Origin of the sequence: Phycicoccus avicenniae (genome assembly GCF_050496545.1) — a bacterium.
Classification (GTDB): domain Bacteria; phylum Actinomycetota; class Actinomycetes; order Actinomycetales; family Dermatophilaceae; genus Phycicoccus; species Phycicoccus avicenniae_A.
This window is the reverse complement of the sequence record NZ_JBNVZV010000016.1, coordinates 23,686-41,735: the sequence shown is the minus strand read 5'-3', so window position 1 is coordinate 41,735 and position 18,050 is coordinate 23,686. Positions and strand designations below refer to the sequence as shown.

Here is an 18,050-nt window from a genome sequence, read left to right as displayed (position 1 = left end):
GGCGCGGGTCAGTCCCTCGAGCGGCCGCGGCTGCGCGCCGGCCAGGGGGCGTCGGCGGGGCGCAGGCCCACCCAGCCCCGCCCGCGCAGGGCGTGGGCGGCGAGCACGGCGATGACCAGGGTCGGGCTGTGCAGCCGCCCCTCGAGCACCCCGGCGACGAGGTCGTCCAGCGGCACGCGGCGCACCGGCATCCCCAGCTCCTCGCCGTGCCGCTCGTGCCGCTCGGCCTCGGGCACCTCGGCGAGGTCGCGGGCCAGGAAGATGCGCAGCCCCTCGGAGGACCCTCCCGGCGAGGCCCAGTGGTCCACGAGGGTCGACCACGAGCCGGCGGTGAGGTCGGCCTCCTCGTGCAGCTCGCGGGCGGCGCTCAGGTGCGGCGCCTCGCCGTCGACGTCGAGCAGCCCGGCCGGGATCTCCCAGTCGAAGGCGCCGACGGGGTGGCGGTACTGCTGGATGACGACGGCGCGGTCCTGCTCGTCGAGCGCCAGGATCGCGACGGCGCCGGTGTGCTCGACATAGTCACGCACGACCACGCCGGCCTCGCCGAGGTCGACCTCGTCGGTCCGGACGTCCCAGACCCGCCCCTCGAAGGAGAGCCGGGTGCCGACGACGGGCAGGCGCTCGAGGCGGTCCTCGAGAGGACCCTCGAGGGGCTCAGGCACGCGCGTCGGCGGGCTCGGCCGTACGCGGCCGCTCGACCTCGACGAGCCGCGCGGCGCGCTGCTCCTCGATGGCCGCGCCGATGAGCCCGGCGAACAGCGGGTGCGCGCGGGTGGGGCGCGACTTGAACTCGGGGTGCGCCTGCGTGGAGACGTAGTACGGGTGCACGTCGGTGGGGAGCTCGACGAACTCGACGAGCCCGAGCTCGGGGTGCGTGCCGCTGATGACCAGGCCCGCCTCCTCGAGCTGCGCGCGGTAGCCCTCGTTGACCTCGTAGCGGTGGCGGTGGCGCTCGTCGGCGCTCGTCGAGCCGTACGCGGCGGCCACGACCGAGCCGGCCTTGAGGTCGGCGCGCTGGCTGCCGAGGCGCATCGTGCCGCCGAGGTCGCCGGCGCCCTCGACGAACGCCTTCTGCTCCTCCATCGTCGCGATGACCGGCGCGGGGCTGTCGGGGTCGAACTCGGTGGAGCTGGCGCCCTCGATGCCGGCCACGCTGCGCGCGTACTCGATGACCATGCACTGCAGGCCGAGGCAGATGCCGAGCGTCGGCACCTGGTGGGTGCGGGCCCAGCGCAGCGCGCCCACCTTGCCCTCGATGCCGCGCACACCGAAGCCGCCGGGGACGAGGACGGCGTCGACGCCGCCGAGCGCGCGCTGGGCACCGGCCTCGGTGGCGCAGTCGTCGGAGGGCACCCAGCGGATGCGGACCTTGGCGTCGTGGTGGAAGCCGCCGGCGCGCAGGGCCTCGGTGACCGAGAGGTAGGCGTCGGGCAGGTCGATGTACTTGCCGACGAGGGCGACCTCGACCTCGTGCTCCGGGCGGTGCACCCGCTCGAGCAGGGTGTCCCACTCGGTCCACTCGACGTCACGGAAGACCAGCCCGAGCCGGCGCACGACGTAGGCGTCCAGGCCCTCGCGGTGCAGCACCTTGGGGATGTCGTAGATGCTCGGGGCGTCGACCGCGGCCGCGACGGCCTCGTTGTCGACGTCGCACATGAGGCTGATCTTCTTCTTGATCGACTCCGGCAGCTCGCGGTCGGCGCGCAGGACGAGCGCGTCGGGCTGGATGCCGACCTGGCGCAGCGCGGCGACCGAGTGCTGGGTCGGCTTGGTCTTCAGCTCGCCGCTCGGCGCGAGGTAGGGCACGAGCGAGACGTGGAGGAAGAAGACGTTGTCGCGGCCGAGGTCGTGGCGCACCTGGCGGGCGGCCTCGAGGAAGGGCAGGGACTCGATGTCGCCGACCGTGCCGCCGATCTCGGTGATGATGACGTCCGGCGCGTCGGCGTCCTCGACGCCCGGGGAGCCGGCCGCCTGGGCCCGCATCCGCTCCTTGAGCTCGTTGGTGATGTGCGGGATGACCTGCACGGTGTCACCGAGGAACTCACCGCGCCGCTCACGCTGGATGACCCGGTTGTAGACCTGCCCGGTCGTCACGTTGGCGCTGCCGCGCAGGTTGACGTCGAGGAAGCGCTCGTAGTGCCCGATGTCGAGGTCGGTCTCGGCGCCGTCGTCGGTGACGAAGACCTCGCCGTGCTGGAACGGGTTCATCGTCCCGGGGTCGACGTTGAGGTACGGGTCGAGCTTCTGCATCGTCACCCGGAGCCCACGGGCCCTCAGCAGGTGACCGAGCGAGGAGGCGGTGAGCCCCTTGCCGAGCGAGGAGGCGACGCCTCCGGTCACGAAGATCTGTTTCGTCGTCTGGAGCACCACGGGCTTCAACGATACGTCATCGGGCACCGGCCCCGGCGTAGGTGTCCAGCGCGGCGGCCAGCGCCTCGGCCTCGGTGGGCAGGTGGGCGGCCCGCTCGACGGCCTTGGAGCGCAGGTCGTCCCGCACCCCGCCGTGCACGACGACGTCGCGGACGGCCCGGGAGAGCGAGACGGCGTCGCCCCCGGGGACGAGCACGGCGGCGTCGCCGACCACCGCCCCGGTGCCGCCGACGTCGGTGGCGACGATGGCCGCACCGGCGTGCAGCGCCTCCTGGAGGCCGACCGGCTGCCCCTCCCAGAGGGCGCTGGAGACGACGACGTCGGCGGCCGCCAGCAGGTCGGGGACGTCCTCGCGCCGGCCGAGCAGCCGCACCGGCAGCCCTTCGGTGTCGATGCGGCGCTGCAGCGGCTCGCGCAACGGGCCGTCGCCGGCGACGACGGTCAGCAGGTCGAGGTCGGCGAGGTCGCGGTGGGCGTCGAGGAGGAGGTCGAGCCCCTTCTGCGGGGCGAGGCGGGCGAGGACCACGGCCAGGGACGTCCGGGCGTCGATGCCGAGCTCGGCGTGCACGGCGTAGCGGTCGCGGGTGGGCGCGGCGAAGGGCGGGGCGGGCACGACGGCCAGCCCGGTGTGGCGGGCGCCGAGCGCGTCCATCCGCCGGACGAGGTCGGCCGAGACGCCGAGGACGACGGCCGAGCCGCGGGCCACCACGCGCTCGAGCCCGGCGTAGACCGCACCGGTGACCCGCCCGGTCGGAGCCGCGTTGTGCAGCGTCGTCACGAGCGGGACGCGCGTGCGGGCGGTGGCCAGCACGGCCAGCGCGCCGGCCCGCAGGCCGTGGGCGTGCACGACGTCGGCGCCGCGCACGAGGTCGGCAAGGTCCCGGACGGCCCGGGCGTCGCGCACCGGGTGCGGTCTGTCGGTGACCTCGAGCGGCACCGGGGTGGCGTGCTCGGCGAGCCGGAACCGGTCGGCGGCCTCGGCGGGACACGCGACGACGACGTGGTGGCCGTCGCCCGCGAGCAGCCGGGCCAGGCCGCGCACGTGCGCGCCGACCCCACCGGCGCTCGTGCCCATGACCAGCAGCACCCTCATCCCGCACTCCCCCCGCGTCGCCGGGCGCGCCCACGCTCCCGGATCTCCCCCATCATCCGGCGGTCACCGTAGAAGACGGCGAGCAGCCCGACGACCAGCCCGGCGCCCCCGGCCGCCAGCCCCCAGAGCACGGCGTCGAGGAGCCCGTCGTAGGTCCGCCCGCGGGTCACGAGGTCGCCGACGACCAGAGCCAGGGCCAGGGCCACGACCAGCGCCCCGGCGGTGCGCCCGAGCCCCCGGCTGACCTCCGGGCCCCAGGCCCGGCGCACGAGGACGACGAGCAGCAGCGCCGAGGCCGTCATCCCGAGGGTCGAGGTGAGGCCGAGCATCCGCAGCGTGGCATCGGCCCCGCGACCGGACCCGACGAGCACGAGCGGCACGAGCGCGGCCATCGCCCAGCCGAGCGCGACGGCCCAGGCCGCGTCGAGCGGCCGTCCCTTGACGTACAGCGCGCGGGTCAGCAGTGCGGTGACGCCGAAACCGACGACCCCGGGGGCGTAGGCGGTGAGCGCCGGCGCCAGGGCGGCGAGCGCCTCCGGACTGGCGCCCTCGGCGCCGCGCCGGGCGTCGAGGGTGGTGAAGAACGCGCCGACGGTGGGGGCGGCGGCGATCATCGCCCCGGCCGCGAGCCCGGTGAGCACGAGGACCGCGCGCAGCGAGCGCCCGAGCGTGGCCGAGGAGTCCTCCCCGGCACCGGTGCGCGCGGCCAGGGCCGGGAAGGCGCTGACGGCCACGGGGACGGCCAGCACCGCGTAGGGAAGCAGGTACACGGCCTGGACGTACTGGTAGACGGTGAAGGAGCCGCGCGTGCCGGCGTGGTTGAGCAGCCACAGCGTCACGAGCACGGCGAGCTGCTGGGCGGCCAGCGCCAGCACCCCGGCGCCCGCGAGCGCCCGGATCCGGACGGCGTCCTCGCGCTCGAGCCGCAGCGCCGGGCGCCAGCGCCACCCGGTGGCCAGCGCCGGGCCGAGCAGCGGGAGGGAGAGGACGACGACGCCGAGCGTCGTGCCCCAGCCGAGCACGGCGATCGCCCCGCCGTCGACGACCGAGGGCGAGACCTCACCCCCGGCCAGGCGGCCGTACCAGAGGTAGGAGCCGAGGACGACGACCGAGGAGGCGAGCGGTGCGAGCGCGGCGGCGAGGAAGCGCCGGTGCGCCTGGAGCAGCCCGGTGAGGATGATGCCGACGCCGTAGAGCGGGACCTGGAGCGCGAAGATCCGCAGCAGCGTGGCACCGACCTCCTGCGCCCGGGGGTCGAAGTCGTCGATGAGCCACCCGGACAGGACCGGTGCCAGCAGCCAGAGGACGGCGGCCAGCGGGACGAGCACGACGACCGCCCAGGTGAGCAGCACCGAGGCCAGGTGGTCGGCCCGCTCGCGCTCCCCCGCCCCGAGGCGGTGGGCGATGAGCGGCACGGCGACGGCGGCGAGCACGCCCCCGGCGGCGACCTCGAAGAGGACGTTCGGCAGGGCGTTGACGCTCTGGTAGACCTCGCCGACACCCTGGGCGCGCACCGAGTCGGCGAAGACGAGGATGCGGGCGAACCCCGCCGCCCGGGACACGATCGTCACGAGGGCGATGAGGCCCGCGGCCCCGGCGATGCCGGCGGCGAGCTTGCGCTCGGTCATCGGGCCGGCCGCCCCCACGCGTCGAGCGCGCGCAGCCCGGGGGTGGACTCGATGACCGCCGTGAAGCTGACCTTCTCGGAGGCGAGGGTGAGGGCGGTGAGCACCGCCGCCGCGACGAGCCGGCCGCGCAGACCGGTGCGCTCGACGAGCGCGGTGCCGACCAGCGCCCCGAGGGCGTTGGCCCCGGTGTCGCCGAGCATCGCCCGGCCGGCGAGGTCGGGGGGCAGCAGGCCGGCCGCGGCACCGACGGCCGCTGCGGCGGTGGCCCCTCCCTCCCCCCGGGACAGGGCGAGGAGACCGCCCGTGAGGACGGTCGCCTTGAGCGCGCGACCCGGCCGCAGGTCGAGCAGGTTCGCGAGGTTCGCCGATCCGGCGACGACGACCCCGCCGACGAGCGTGCCGACAGGCGTGCCGCTGGGCGCCCGGCCGCGGTCGCGGTCGACGAGCGCCGCGGCGAGCAGGCCCGCCGCCCCGATGCCGACGACCTTGACGAAGCCGGTGGTCACCTCGCCCCGGGCCGCGGCCCCCAGGTGGCCGCGCAGCCCCTTGCTCGACCCGTCGCCCGCGAGGTCGTCGAGAGCGCCGAGCGCACCCGAGACCCCGGCGGCCAGGGCCCCGGCGGGACTGCCCGCGGCGAGCGCACCGGCCGTGGCCCCCAGGACGGCGGCCGGGCCCTCGAGGAGGGTGACCTCGTCCCCCGCGTGGTTGGTGCGGCTCCAGCGCGGCGAGCGCACCCGGGCGACGAGGAGCCGGTGGGCGCCGGCCGCCACCGCCGCGGCGAGCAGCCCGGTGGCCGCCCGCTGCCCCCGGGTCACGACTGCGGGACCGGGGCGAAGGCCGCGTCGGTGCGCGGGCCGAGCCCGTACTGCCCCGCGCCACCGCCGGCCTGCTCGACGAGGGCGAAGACGACGCTGGCCAGGCCCATCGGCTCCGAGGCGTCGTCGACCCCGGAGACCTCCGAGGCCGCGGCGGAGATGCCGCGCAGGGTGGTGAGGACGGAGGTGCCGCTGGTCTCGGAGGCCAGGTCGGCGGCGAGCACGGCACCGCCCGAGCGGTCGTCGAGGGCGACCGCGAGGTCGACCCACTGGCCGGCGGCGTCGGCGCGGGCCGCCTGGTCGCCGTCGGTGACCGTGCCGCCGACGACCACGACGAGGTCGGCCCGGGTGAAGTTCTGGGCGTCGAGCGAGAGCAGACCGGCGTCGGCGAGGGTCTCGAGGCCGGTGCGTGCGGTCGGGTCGTCGGGGCCGCTGTCGCCGGCGGGGGCCGTGCGGGTGAGCAGCGTCGCGAGGAGGACGTCACGCGCCTGTGCGGACCCGCCCGAGGTGTTCGCGCCGGTCTGCTGGGTGACCTCCTGGACGACCCGGTCGCGGGCGGTGGCGGTGCGCTCCTCGGTGCTCACCCAGTCCTGGGTGACCGAGGTCGTCGAGGCGAGCCGGGCCCCGGCGGTGTCCAGCGTCTCGACGACCGCCTCGCTGACCGAGGCCTCGGCCCCCGGCAGGACGACCAGGGCCACGCTGCGGTCCCGGAGGGTGCCGTCGAGGACCCGTCCCGAGACCGCCGTGAGGTACCCGTTGCGCGCCTCCGCGGCGGTCTCGGCGGTCTTCAGCTGGTCGTTGAGCGCGGTCTTGTCCTTACGCAGGCCGGCGAGCTCGTTGGTCAGGGACGCCCCGATCTCGCCCTGCAGCGGCCCGGCACCGAGCACGATGCCGACCGCCAGGGCCAGGAAGATCGAGACGATCGAGACGATGTGGTAGCGGAAGTCGATCACCCGAACACTCCTCCGAGCAGGGTCCACAGGTCGTCGGCCTTGGCCGCGAGGACCTGGAGCAGCGCGCGTCCACCGGCGGTGGACCAGAGGGCCGCGCCCATGGCGATGACGGCGACGGCGACCATGAGCAGGACGTTGACCGACGAGATGCGCGTCCGGTACAGCCGGCTCACCCCCTTGGCGTCGACGAGCTTGCCGCCCACCCGCAGCCGGGTGAGGAAGGTGCTGGCCATCCCCGAGCGGCCCTTGTCGAGGAACTCGACGAGCGTCACGTGCGTGCCGACGGCGACGATGAGGGTCGCGCCCTTGTCGTCGGCGAGGAGCATCGCGACGTCCTCGCTGGTGCCGGTGGCGGGGAAGACGACGGGCTCGACCCCGAGCTCGCGCACGCGCTCGAGCCCGGGGGCCCGGCCGTCGCGGTAGGCGTGCACGACGATCTCGGCGCCGGAGCGCAGCGCGCCGTCGGAGACCGAGTCCATGTCGCCGACGATGAGGTCGGGGGTGTGCCGGGCCTCGATGAGCGCGTCGGCCCCGCCGTCGACGCCGATGAGGATCGGCTTGAACTCGCGGATGTAGGGCCGGAGGATCTCGAGGTCCTCCTTGTAGTGGTAGCCGCGCACGACGATGAGGACGTGCCGGCCGTCGAGGTCGGTGGTGATGTCCGGGACGCCGACCCCGTCGAAGAGCAGCTCGCGCTCCTTGCGCAGGTAGTCCATCGTGTTCTCGGCGAAGGCCTCGATCTCGGTGGAGAGCCCGGCGCGGGCGAGGGTCATCGCCTCCTGGACGGCGTCGGCGTCGAGGAGGTGCCCGTGCCCGACCGGCCCCTCCTCGGTGTGGAGGGCGCCGGCCTCGAGCCGCAGCCGGGCGCCGTCCTTGAGGGCCATGACGTCGGGACCGGCGGCGTCCAGGAGCGGGATGCCGGCCGCGACGATGATCTCGGGGCCGAGGTTCGGGTAGCGCCCGGAGATCGAGGACGCGGCGTTGACCACGGCCGCGGGCCGGCAGGCGACCAGTGCCTCGGCGCTCACGCGGTCGATGTCCTCGTGGTCGATGACCGCGACGTCGCCGGGCTTCAGCCGCTTCGTGAGGTTCTTGGTCCGCCGGTCGACGCGCGCCGGGCCGTGGCCCCCCGAGGAGGGGTCGCGGTCACGGCGGTGGGGCAGGCGGATGGACATCTGCACCATCGTGCCACGGCCGCTCAGGCCCGGGCGCGACCGAGCAGGTCGCGCGCGTGGTCGAGGGCGGCCTGCGTGCCGGAGCCGCCGAGCATCCGGGCCAGCTCGCCGACGCGGTCCTCCCCCTCGACCTCGTGGACCATGCTGCGCGTCACGTGGCCGTCGACGGACTTCTCGACGACGAGGTGGCGGTCGGCGTGCGCCGCGACCTGGGCGAGGTGGGTGACGACGACGACCTGCGCGTGCCGGGCGAGCGCCGCGAGCCGGGCGCCGACGTCGACGGCGGCCCGTCCGCCCACGCCGGCGTCGACCTCGTCGAAGACGAATGTCGGGACGGAGGTCACGGCGTCGGCGGTGGCCACCTCGATGGCCAGCATGACGCGCGAGAGCTCACCGCCGGAGGCCGCCTTGGTGACCGAGCGGGGCTGGGTGCCGGGGCCCGAGGCGAGACGCACCTCGACGACCTCGCGGCCGTCGGCGCCCCAGCGCCCGGAGTCCTCGACCGCGACGGTGACGGTCGCCGCGCCCATCGAGAGGTGCGCGAGCTCGTCGGTGATGCGGGCGCCGAGGACCTCGGCGGCGGCGCGGCGCCGCTCCCCGAGGACCGCCGAGGCCTCCTCGCGGCGCGCGGCCAGGGCGTCGAGCCGCTGCTCGAGCTCGCCGATGCGGTCCCCCGTGCCGTCGAGCTCGGTGACCCGCGCGGCGGCGGTGGCGCCCCAGGCGAGGACGTCGTCGACCCCCGGCCCGTAGAGCCGGGTGAGGTCGGTGAGCGCCGCGCGGCGCTGCTCGACCTGGTCGAGGCGGGCGGGGTCGACGTCGGCGTCGGCGAGGTAGGAGCCGAGGTCGGCGGCGACGTCGGCGGCGAGGTAGCGCAGCTCGTCGACCCGGGTGCCGAGGGCGGCCAGGACGGGGTCGTTGGCGGCGGCGGTGCCGATCCGGGCCGAGGCGGCGGCCAGCGCCTCGAGGACCCCGGGCACCTCGCCGGCGCCGTCGGCCTCGCCGCTCAGGACCTCGTGCGCACCCCCGGCGGCGGCCCGCAGCTCCTCGGCGTGGCCGAGGCGGTCGGACTCGGCGCGCAGGGCCTCGTCCTCCCCGGGCTGCGGGTCGACGGCCTCGATGCGCTCGAGCCCCAGACGGAGGGTCTCGGCCTCGCGGGCCCGTTCGGCGGCGGCGGTGCGCAGGGCCTCGAGCTCGGACTCGACGGCACCGAGCTCGGTGTGCACCTGCCGGTAGGCCTCGAGGGCGGCGGCGAGCCCCGGGCCGCCGAAGGCGTCGAGGACTTCACGGTGCTCGTCGGCCCGGCGCAGGCGCCACTGGTCGGCCTGGCCGTGGACCGCCACGAGGTGCTCGGCGAGCTCGGCGAGCACCCCCACCGGGGCCGCACGGCCCCCGACGTGGGCGCGCGAGCGGCCGTCGGCGGCGACCGAGCGCACGAGGACCAGGCCGTCGCCGGTGTCGGCACCGGCCTCCTCGGCGCGCACGAGGGCGGCGTGGCCCGCGGGGAGGTCGACGACCCCCTCGACCACCGTCCGCTGGGCGCCGGCGCGGACCAGGCCGGAGTCGCCGCGGCCGCCGAGCAGCAGCCCGAGCGCGGTGACGACCATCGTCTTGCCGGCCCCGGTCTCGCCGGTGAGCACGGTCAGACCCCGGTGCAGGGGCAGGACGGCCTCGTCGATGACGCCGAGGTCGCGGATGCGGATCTCCTCGATCACCGGGAGCCGTCCTCCTCCGCGAGGCGCTGGCGGGCGCTGCCGCGCCACCCGTGCACCGGGAGGTCGAACTTCTGCACGAGCCGGTCGGTGAACGCCCCCGAGGACAGCCGGGCGAGGCGCACCGGCTGCCCGGACCGCTCGACCTCGACCTGCGCCCCGGGCGGGAGGGTGACGGCCCGCCGGCCGTCGCACCACAGCACCGCCGAGGCGTCGGAGTGCGCGAGCAGCTGCACCGCGAGGTGGGACTGCGGTCCGACGACGACCGACCGGGCGAAGAGCGCGTGCGCGCTGATGGGGACGAGGAGGAGGGCCTCGACGTCGGGCCAGACGACCGGGCCGCCGGCCGAGAAGGCGTAGGCGGTGGACCCCGTGGGGGTGGCGACGACCACCCCGTCACAGCCCCACGTGGACAGCGGGCGGCCGTCGATCTCGACGGTCAGCTCGAGCATCCGCTCGCGGGAGGCCTTCTCGACGCTCACCTCGTTGAGCGCCCAGGACGTGAAGAGCAGCTCACCGTTGCTGCGGGCGCGGACCTCGAGGGTGGTGCGCTCCTCGACGGTGTAGTCCCGGGCGCAGATGCGCTCGACGGTGGCGTCGAGGTCCTCCTTCTCGGCCTCCGCGAGGAATCCGACGTGGCCGAGGTTGACACCGAGCAGCGGGGCGCCGGAGCCGCGGGACAGCTCGGCGCCGCGCAGGATGGTGCCGTCGCCGCCGAGGACGCAGACCAGCTCGCAGTCGAGGTCCTCGCTGGGGCCGTCGACGGCGCCGACGCCCTCGACCTCGGAGAGCGCGGTGCCCACGAGGTCCTCGGCCGGGGCGCACACGCCGATACCTGAGGAGAGCAGGCGGGTGGCGACGGCCGCCGCGAGCTCCTGGGCGTCGCGGCGGGACTGGTGGGTGACGAGCAGCACGCGACGCGACGGGGTGCTCATCGTGGTCCTCCCGCGGTCGCCTCGGTGGCCGCGCGCACGGCGGCGCGGACCTCGTCCGGGCCCATTGTGTCCGACGGCACCGACCGGGCCCACACGAGGTACTCGGCGTTGCCCGTGCTCCCGGCGATCGGGCTGGGCACCACGCCGTGCGGGTGCAGGCCCTGCTCCCCGAGGGCCGCCAGCACCCCCTCGACGGCCGCCGTGCGGTCGGCCGTGGTGGTCACCACGCCGTGCCGGCGGCGGCCCACCTCGAACTGCGGCTTGACGAGCACCACGAGGTCGCCGTCCCGGGCCGTGAGGCCGGCGAGCTCGGTTGCGACGCGGGTCAGCGAGATGAACGACAGGTCGGCGACGACGAGGTCGAACGGACCCCCGATGTCGGCCGCGGCCAGCCCCCGCACCGTGGTGTTCGAGCGCTCCTCGACCCGGGGGTCCTCGGCGACCTCACGGGCCAGCTGGCCGTGCCCGACGTCGAGGGCCACGACGTGCGCGGCGCCGTGCGCGAGGAGCACCTGCGTGAAGCCGCCGGTGGAGGCGCCGACGTCGAGGCAGCGCCGGCCCTGCGCGGTGAGGCCGGCCGGACCCCAGACCTCCAGGGCGGCCAGCATTTTGTGCGCGGCGCGACCGACCCAGCGGGGGCCGTCGTGCTCGACGACGAGGTCGCTGTCGGGCCCGACGGGGTGCGACGGCTTGCGGGCCACCGTGCCGTCGACCCGGACCAGGCCGCGGTCGACCAGGTCGCGGGCGTCGCCGCGGGCGCGGGCCAGACCGCGCCGGACGAGCTCGGCGTCGAGTCGGGCGATGTCAGCCGCCGAGGTCGCCGAGGCGCGAGCGCAGGGTGCGCTGGACCTCCTCGCCGGCCGCGAGCTGGCCGTCGAGGTCGTCGGCGGGAACGGCCGCGAGGTCGCCGAGGGCGGAGTCGATGACGATGTCGCCGGTCTCCGGGGGCGCCTCCGGCTCGGCCGGGGCGGCGGGGTCCTGCTCGCTCACGCGCCGGCCTTCTTCGCCGTCTTCTTCGCCGTGGTGGTCTTCTTCGTGGCCGACGCCTTCGCCGTGGTGGTCTTCTTCGCGGGGGTCTTCTTCGCGGGGGTCTTCTTCGCGGCGGTCTTCTTCGCGGGAGCCTTCGTGGCCGGGGCCTTCTGGGCGGCGGCCTTGGTCGTGGCAGCCTTCTTCGCGGGGGCCTTCGTGGCGGCCGTCTTCGCCGTGGTCGTCGTCTTCGCGGTCCGCTTCGCGGCGGACTTCTTCGCGGTCTGGACCGCTTGGGTGCGCGGACGTGTCGACCTCTTCGCCGGGGCCTTGCGAGCAGGAGCCTTCCGAGCGGGAGCCTTGCGGGCGGGGGCGGTGGTGGCCAGGGCCGGCGGGTCGGCGAGGACCGGCTCGACGACGTCGGCCAGCCCGGCGTGCGGCGCCCGGCCGGCCCGCGTCCCGACCGAGCGGGCCAGCTCGTCGACCTGGGCGGCGAGGCCGGCCACGGTCGCACCGAGGGTCTGCACCTCGGAGACGATCCGCGTCACGTCGACGCGGTCGACGGCCGACTCCACCTCCCGCTGCACCAGCCCGACGACGTGCGCCCGGTTCTGCTCGGCGGCGGTGAGCAGGTCACCGGCGAGCTTCTCGACCTGCTTGGCCACCTTCCCCGAGGAGCCCTTGGAGCCGGCGAGCGCCACGATCTCCTGGGCGGCCTCGACGGCGCGGGCACGGGTCATCTCCCCGAGCCCGGACGCGAGCTCGACGTACGCACGGACGGAGCGCTTGGCCATGGGTCCTCCTCGATCGGGCGGCTGGCGGGGGCCCGATGGCTCCCTCCGCGGGTCACGCTACCGGGCGGCCATCTCGCGCAGCAGGTCGTGCGCCCGTTCGCGCAGGGCACCGACGTCGTCGGTGGACCCGGAGTCCGTCGCGGCGTGCACCGCCGCGACCGCAGCGCACAGCGCGTCGAGGGAGGGGTGACCCGCGGACGGGTCGTCGTGCAGCCCCCGCAGGTCGGGTGCGACGAACGTCGGCCGCCGCTCGGCCGGGGCGTCGAGCACGGCGTCGAGGTCGTCGACCCCGGTGAGCACCAGCAGCGAGTCGGTGCCCGCGCGGACCGCCCCCTCGATGTCGGTGTCGAGCCGGTCCCCCACCGCCAGAACGCGTTCCGTGGGCAGTCCGAGGCGGTCGGCGGCCAGCAGGTACAGCGGGGGCTGCGGCTTGCCCGCGACGTCGTCGGGCTCGCGGCCCACGGCGCGCGAGACCGCGGCCACCAGTGACCCGTTGCCCGGCGCCGTCCCGCGCTCGGTCGGCAGGGTGGCGTCGGTGTTGGTGGCCACCCAGCGGGCGCCCGCCTGTGCGACGTAGGCGGCCTCGGCGAGGTCGCTCGCCGTGACGTCCGGGCCGTAGCCCTGGACCACCGCGAGCACGTCCCCGCCGGCGTCCGCCGTCCGGCGCACCGCCCGGAGCCCGGCCTCGTCCAGCGCGGCGGCGACCCCCGCTCCCCCCACGGCGAGGACGGTCGCGCCGTCGGGTACGTCGTCACGGCCGAGCAGCCACGCAGCGGCCTGGCTGCTCGTCACGACGTCCGCGGGCTCGGCGTCGAGACCGAGCTCGCGCAGGTGCGTCGCCACGTCATCGGGGGTGCGGGAGGCGTTGTTCGTCGCGTAGACCACCGGGACCGACAGCGAGGACAGCGCCTCGACGGCGTGCGGCACGGCGTCCGGGCCGCGGTAGACGACTCCGTCGAGGTCGCAGACCAGCGCGGCGTACCGGTCGACCAGTGCGCTCACGCCTCGCGGTCCTCCGCCGGGCCGGCCTCGGTCGGCGGAGCCGGCGCCAGGGCCTCGTCCTCGTCGTCGCCGAGGTCGGTCAGGGCGTAGCCGTCCAGCTCCTCCAGCCGCTCGACGGCGTCGGTCTCGACCTCGGTGTCCCCCTCGACGACCCGCAGGAACCACTCGCGGGCCTCCTCGGGTCGGCCGAGCGCGAGGAGGGTGTCGGCGTAGGCGTACTGGAGACGATGCACCCCGGCCTTGCGACCACGCTTCAACGCCGGGATCTGCAGGGCGACGAGCGCCGCGTCGACCTGGCCGAGGTCGCGGCGGACCCCGGCGACGACGATGGCCAGCTCCAGGCGCTCGCCCTCGCTGAGCTGCTTGGCCTCGGGGGAGGCCGCGAGCTCCAGGGCCCGGCTGTGCCGCCCGAGCCCGCGCTCGCAGTCGACCATCAGGGGCAGCAGGTGTGAGGACCCGCTGAGCCGGCGCACCGTGCGGAACTCGGTGAGGGCCCGGCCGAAGTCGCCGAGCCGGTAGGCGACCATGCCCAGCGCCTCGCGCGCCGCGGGCACCCGCCCGGCGCGGCGCACGGCCGTCTCGGCGTGGGCCAGGGCGATCTCGGGCTCGTCGGCCTCGAGGTAGGCGGCGACCATCACGAGGTGCTGCGCGACTCCCTCGGCGTTCTCCTTCGAGAGCGTGCGCAGCTGCTGGTGGACGGAGCGGTCCAGCTCCTTGCCGGTGACGCCGTCCGGGATGCGCGGCTCGGGCAGGCGCGGCCCCTTGGGTGCGAGCCGGGACCCGCCGCGCTGCTCCTCGCCGTCCGCACGTCGTGCGGGACCACCGGGGCGACCTCCCTGGCCACCACGAGCGGGCTGGCTCCCCGCCCGACCACCCGTGCGAGGGCCGCGGCCACCTGCACCACCGCGCTCGTCGCCGCGGCGCGGGCCACCGGAGCGCTGGGGGCGGCCCTGGCCGCCGGGTCGTCCACCGCGGGACGGGCGCTGCTGGTCCTCGGGCACGTCAGATCCTCTCCTCGCCGGCTGCGGCCGGATCAAGTCTACGGACCGCCGGGCGCGGCTCGGCGCGGTGCTTCTCGGCGGTCTCGAAATGCATTCTCATCGGACAATGAGAAAGGGCCCGTCGCGAACGACGGGCCCTTTCTTGAAAGTATGTCCGGCTGCGTCCTACTCTCCCACACCGTCACCAGTGCAGTACCATCGGCGCTGAAGGGCTTAGCTTCCGGGTTCGGAATGGAGCCGGGCGTTTCCCCTTCGCTATGACAGCCGAAACTCTATGGAGATGTCAGTCGTCCCGACCGTATCTCGGGAACTGCACAGTGGACGCGAACACAGAAAGTCTTTTTGAGTGTGTATCAAGTTATCGGCTTATTAGTACCAGTCAGCTACATGCATTGCTGCACTTCCACATCTGGCCTATCAACCCGGTAGTCTAGCCGGGAGCCTCTCGGGGCAAGCCCCATGGAAACCTCATCTTGAAGCGTGCTTCCCGCTTAGATGCTTTCAGCGGTTATCACTTCCGAACGTAGCTAATCAGCGGTGCTCTTGGCAGAACAACTGACACACCAGAGGTTCGTCCATCCCGGTCCTCTCGTACTAGGGACAGCCCTTCTCAAGTTTCCTACGCGCACAGAGGATAGGGACCGAACTGTCTCACGACGTTCTAAACCCAGCTCGCGTACCGCTTTAATGGGCGAACAGCCCAACCCTTGGGAGCAACTCCACCCCCAGGATGCGACGAGCCGACATCGAGGTGCCAAACCATGCCGTCGATATGGACTCTTGGGCAAGATCAGCCTGTTATCCCCGGGGTACCTTTTATCCGTTGAGCGACGGCGCTTCCACAAGCCACCGCCGGGTCACTAGTTCCGACTTTCGTCCCTGCTCGACCTGTCAGTCTCGCAGTCAAGCTCCCTTGTGTACTTACACTCGACACCTGATTGCCAACCAGGCTGAGGGAACCTTTGAGCGCCTCCGTTACATTTTAGGAGGCAACCGCCCCAGTTAAACTACCCACCAGGCACTGTCCCTGATCCGGATCACGGACCGAGGTTAGATATCCAGAACGACCAGAGTGGTATTTCAACGTTGACTCCACATACACTGGCGTGCACGCTTCACAGTCTCCCACCTATCCTACACAAGCCGTACCGAACACCAATACCAAGCTATAGTAAAGGTCCCGGGGTCTTTCCGTCCTTCTGCGCGTAACGAGCATCTTTACTCGTAGTGCAATTTCGCCGAGTTCGCGGTTGAGACAGTGGAGAAGTCGTTACGCCATTCGTGCAGGTCGGAACTTACCCGACAAGGAATTTCGCTACCTTAGGATGGTTATAGTTACCACCGCCGTTTACTGGGGCTTAAATTCTGAGCTTCGACCCCGAAGGATCTAACCCGTCCTCTTAACCTTCCAGCACCGGGCAGGCGTCAGTCCGTATACATCGTCTTGCGACTTCGCACGGACCTGTGTTTTTAGTAAACAGTCGCTTCTCCCTGGTCTCTGCGGCCCTTTCCCCTAGGACGTGAAGTCCTTCAAGGTCTGGGCCCCCCTTCTCCCGAAGTTACGGGGGCATTTTGCCGAATTCCTTAACCACGATTCACTCGATCGCCTTGGTATTCTCTACCTAACCACCTGAGTCGGTTTGGGGTACGGGCGGCTCGAACCTCGCTAGAAGATTTTCTTGGCAGCATAGGATCACCCTGCTTCCCGCATTCGCGGTCACTATCAGGTCTCAGGATATGTGTGAGGCGGATTTGCCTACCTCACTCCCTACACCCTTGGACGTGGACTACCATCGCCACGCGGAGGCTACCTTCCTGCGTCTCTCCATTGCTTGACTACTAAAACTCTGGGTCGCGCGCTCCACTCAGCGCCGCTCCCGAAGGATTGGCAAAGAGCTTCAGGCGCTTAGCATCGGTAAGTTCGTCATGGGCGGTTCTTCGCCGGTTCCGGAATATCAACCGGATGTCCATCGACTACGCCTGTCGGCCTCGCCTTAGGTCCCGACTTACCCAGGGCAGATTAGCTTGACCCTGGAACCCTTGGTTATTCGGCGGACGGGTTTCTCACCCGTCATTCGCTACTCATGCCTGCATTCTCACTCGTGTGGCCTCCACGGCTGGATCACTCCGCCGCTTCCCTGGCCACACGACGCTCCCCTACCCATCGACACGCTTGGACCACCAACCCGCAGGCGTGGTGGCCGGGCAAAGTGTCAATGCCACAGCTTCGGCGGTGTGCTTGAGCCCCGCTACATTGTCGGCGCGGAATCACTTGACCAGTGAGCTATTACGCACTCTTTAAAGGGTGGCTGCTTCTAAGCCAACCTCCTGGTTGTCAATGCAACTCCACATCCTTTCCCACTTAGCACACGCTTAGGGGCCTTAGCTGGTGATCTGGGCTGTTTCCCTCTCGACTACGGAGCTTATCCCCCGCAGTCTCACTGCCACGCTCTCACTTACCGGCATTCGGAGTTTGGCTAACGTCAGTAACCTGGTGAGGCCCATCGGCTATCCAGTAGCTCTACCTCCGGTAAGAAACACGTGACGCTGCACCTAAATGCATTTCGGGGAGAACCAGCTATCACGGAGTTTGATTGGCCTTTCACCCCTACCCACAGCTCATCCCCTCAGTTTTCAACCTAAGTGGGTTCGGTCCTCCACGACGTCTTACCGTCGCTTCAACCTGGCCATGGGTAGATCACTCCGCTTCGGGTCTAGACCCAGCGACTCTGTCGCCCTATTCGGACTCGCTTTCGCTACGGCTTCCCCACACGGGTTAACCTCGCCACTGAGCACTAACTCGCAGGCTCATTCTTCAAAAGGCACGCTGTCACCCCACGAGGAGGCTCCAACGGATTGTAGGCAAACGGTTTCAGGATCTATTTCACTCCCCTCCCGGGGTACTTTTCACCTTTCCCTCACGGTACTTGTCCGCTATCGGTCACCAGGGAATATTTAGGCTTAGCGGGTGGTCCCGCCAGATTCACACGGGATTTCTCGGGCCCCGTGCTACTTGGGATGGTTCTCTGGAGTTCGCGTCATTTCGTCTACGGGAGTGGCACCCTCTGTGCTGGACCTTTCAATGTCCTTCGACTATGGCGCGAATTTTTTACTCCATGTCAGCTTGTCAGCACTGACTGAGAAGTCCCACGACCCCGTACCTGCAACGCCTGACAGCTATCACACAGATACGGTTTAGCCTCTTCCGCTTTCGCTCGCCACTACTCACGGAATCGCGGTTGCTTTCTCTTCCTGTGGGTACTGAGATGTTTCACTTCCCCACGTTCCCTCTACCCGCCCTATATATTCAGGCGGGAGTGACTGGACTTGCCTCCAGCCGGGTTTCCCCATTCGGAAATCCTCGGATCACAGTCTGGTTATCGACTCCCCGAGGCTTATCGCAGATTCCTACGTCCTTCTTCGGTTCCTGGTGCCAAGGCATCCACCGTTTGCCCTTAAAAACTTGATATGCACAAAGATTTTAAGATGCTCGCGTCCACTGTGTAGTTCTCAACATACGGGCGGGCCCTCACCGTGATCGGCGCCTACCGAGCCATGCTCGGCGGTTCGTCCGCGGTGAAGGTCCTGGGCCGTAGTACGGCCTGAGGT

The 18,050-nt window shown here is 72.1% G+C and carries 14 protein-coding genes and 2 rRNA genes; all 16 read right to left on the bottom strand.

The features are described from left to right. Window positions 1-8: 8 nt before the first annotated feature. Window positions 9-662: an NUDIX domain-containing protein gene (locus ACQZ2A_RS13920; RefSeq protein ID WP_430212109.1), complete on the bottom strand. Its 654-nt coding sequence runs from the start codon at window positions 660-662 to the stop codon at window positions 9-11. Further along, window positions 655-2,367, bottom strand: a complete 1,713-nt coding sequence (locus ACQZ2A_RS13915; protein ID WP_430212256.1) for a CTP synthase — start codon at window positions 2,365-2,367, stop codon at window positions 655-657. The genes ACQZ2A_RS13920 and ACQZ2A_RS13915 overlap by 8 nt, the downstream gene beginning before the upstream one ends. Before the next feature lie 19 nt (window positions 2,368-2,386). Beyond that, window positions 2,387-3,463: a glycosyltransferase family 4 protein gene (locus tag ACQZ2A_RS13910; RefSeq protein WP_430212107.1), complete on the bottom strand. Its 1,077-nt coding sequence runs from the start codon at window positions 3,461-3,463 to the stop codon at window positions 2,387-2,389. Continuing rightward, window positions 3,460-5,091 carry a murein biosynthesis integral membrane protein MurJ gene (gene murJ, locus ACQZ2A_RS13905; RefSeq protein ID WP_430212104.1) on the bottom strand — a complete coding sequence of 544 codons (1,632 nt, stop codon included), beginning with the start codon at window positions 5,089-5,091 and terminating at the stop codon, window positions 3,460-3,462. The genes ACQZ2A_RS13910 and murJ overlap by 4 nt, the downstream gene beginning before the upstream one ends. Further along, window positions 5,088-5,906 (bottom strand): hypothetical protein, encoded by an 819-nt coding sequence (locus tag ACQZ2A_RS13900; RefSeq protein WP_430212102.1) that lies wholly within the window; start codon window positions 5,904-5,906, stop codon window positions 5,088-5,090. Before ACQZ2A_RS13900 ends, murJ begins: the two co-directional genes overlap by 4 nt. After that, window positions 5,903-6,859: a copper transporter gene (locus ACQZ2A_RS13895; RefSeq protein WP_430212100.1), complete on the bottom strand. Its 957-nt coding sequence runs from the start codon at window positions 6,857-6,859 to the stop codon at window positions 5,903-5,905. Before ACQZ2A_RS13895 ends, ACQZ2A_RS13900 begins: the two co-directional genes overlap by 4 nt. Further along, window positions 6,856-8,034 (bottom strand): putative cytokinetic ring protein SteA, encoded by a 1,179-nt coding sequence (gene steA / locus ACQZ2A_RS13890; protein ID WP_430212097.1) that lies wholly within the window; start codon window positions 8,032-8,034, stop codon window positions 6,856-6,858. The genes ACQZ2A_RS13895 and steA overlap by 4 nt, the downstream gene beginning before the upstream one ends. Before the next feature lie 23 nt (window positions 8,035-8,057). Beyond that, complete coding sequence (gene recN, locus ACQZ2A_RS13885; RefSeq protein ID WP_430212094.1) at window positions 8,058-9,746, bottom strand: DNA repair protein RecN; 1,689 nt, start codon at window positions 9,744-9,746, stop codon at window positions 8,058-8,060. Next, window positions 9,743-10,678, bottom strand: coding sequence for an NAD kinase (locus tag ACQZ2A_RS13880; RefSeq protein ID WP_430212091.1), 936 nt, complete (start codon window positions 10,676-10,678; stop codon window positions 9,743-9,745). Before ACQZ2A_RS13880 ends, recN begins: the two co-directional genes overlap by 4 nt. Further along, window positions 10,675-11,481 carry a TlyA family RNA methyltransferase gene (locus ACQZ2A_RS13875; RefSeq protein ID WP_430212254.1) on the bottom strand — a complete coding sequence of 269 codons (807 nt, stop codon included), beginning with the start codon at window positions 11,479-11,481 and terminating at the stop codon, window positions 10,675-10,677. The genes ACQZ2A_RS13880 and ACQZ2A_RS13875 overlap by 4 nt, the downstream gene beginning before the upstream one ends. A gap of 1 nt (window position 11,482) precedes the next feature. Further along, window positions 11,483-11,668, bottom strand: coding sequence for a hypothetical protein (locus ACQZ2A_RS13870; RefSeq protein ID WP_430212089.1), 186 nt, complete (start codon window positions 11,666-11,668; stop codon window positions 11,483-11,485). Further along, a complete protein-coding gene (locus ACQZ2A_RS13865) occupies window positions 11,665-12,438 on the bottom strand; it encodes a hypothetical protein (RefSeq protein WP_430212087.1) in 774 nt (257 codons plus the stop codon). Before ACQZ2A_RS13865 ends, ACQZ2A_RS13870 begins: the two co-directional genes overlap by 4 nt. Window positions 12,439-12,495: 57 nt before the next feature. Beyond that, window positions 12,496-13,440: an HAD-IIA family hydrolase gene (locus tag ACQZ2A_RS13860; protein ID WP_430212084.1), complete on the bottom strand. Its 945-nt coding sequence runs from the start codon at window positions 13,438-13,440 to the stop codon at window positions 12,496-12,498. Beyond that, window positions 13,437-14,441, bottom strand: a complete 1,005-nt coding sequence (locus ACQZ2A_RS13855; protein WP_430212081.1) for a tetratricopeptide repeat protein — start codon at window positions 14,439-14,441, stop codon at window positions 13,437-13,439. Before ACQZ2A_RS13855 ends, ACQZ2A_RS13860 begins: the two co-directional genes overlap by 4 nt. Window positions 14,442-14,593: 152 nt before the next feature. Next, window positions 14,594-14,710, bottom strand: a 5S ribosomal RNA gene (gene rrf, locus ACQZ2A_RS13850). A gap of 80 nt (window positions 14,711-14,790) precedes the next feature. Further along, window positions 14,791-17,910 (bottom strand): 23S ribosomal RNA (locus tag ACQZ2A_RS13845). Window positions 17,911-18,050 lie beyond the last annotated feature (140 nt).

Coding starts and splice junctions, on each gene's coding strand:
- ACQZ2A_RS13910 (WP_430212107.1), bottom strand. CDS start 3,463: ATGAGGGTGCTGCTGGTCATGGGCACGAGCGCCGGTGGGGTCGGCGCG.
- murJ (WP_430212104.1), bottom strand. CDS start 5,091: ATGACCGAGCGCAAGCTCGCCGCCGGCATCGCCGGGGCCGCGGGCCTC.
- steA (WP_430212097.1), bottom strand. CDS start 8,034: ATGTCCATCCGCCTGCCCCACCGCCGTGACCGCGACCCCTCCTCGGGG.
- ACQZ2A_RS13880 (WP_430212091.1), bottom strand. CDS start 10,678: ATGAGCACCCCGTCGCGTCGCGTGCTGCTCGTCACCCACCAGTCCCGC.
- ACQZ2A_RS13865 (WP_430212087.1), bottom strand. CDS start 12,438: ATGGCCAAGCGCTCCGTCCGTGCGTACGTCGAGCTCGCGTCCGGGCTC.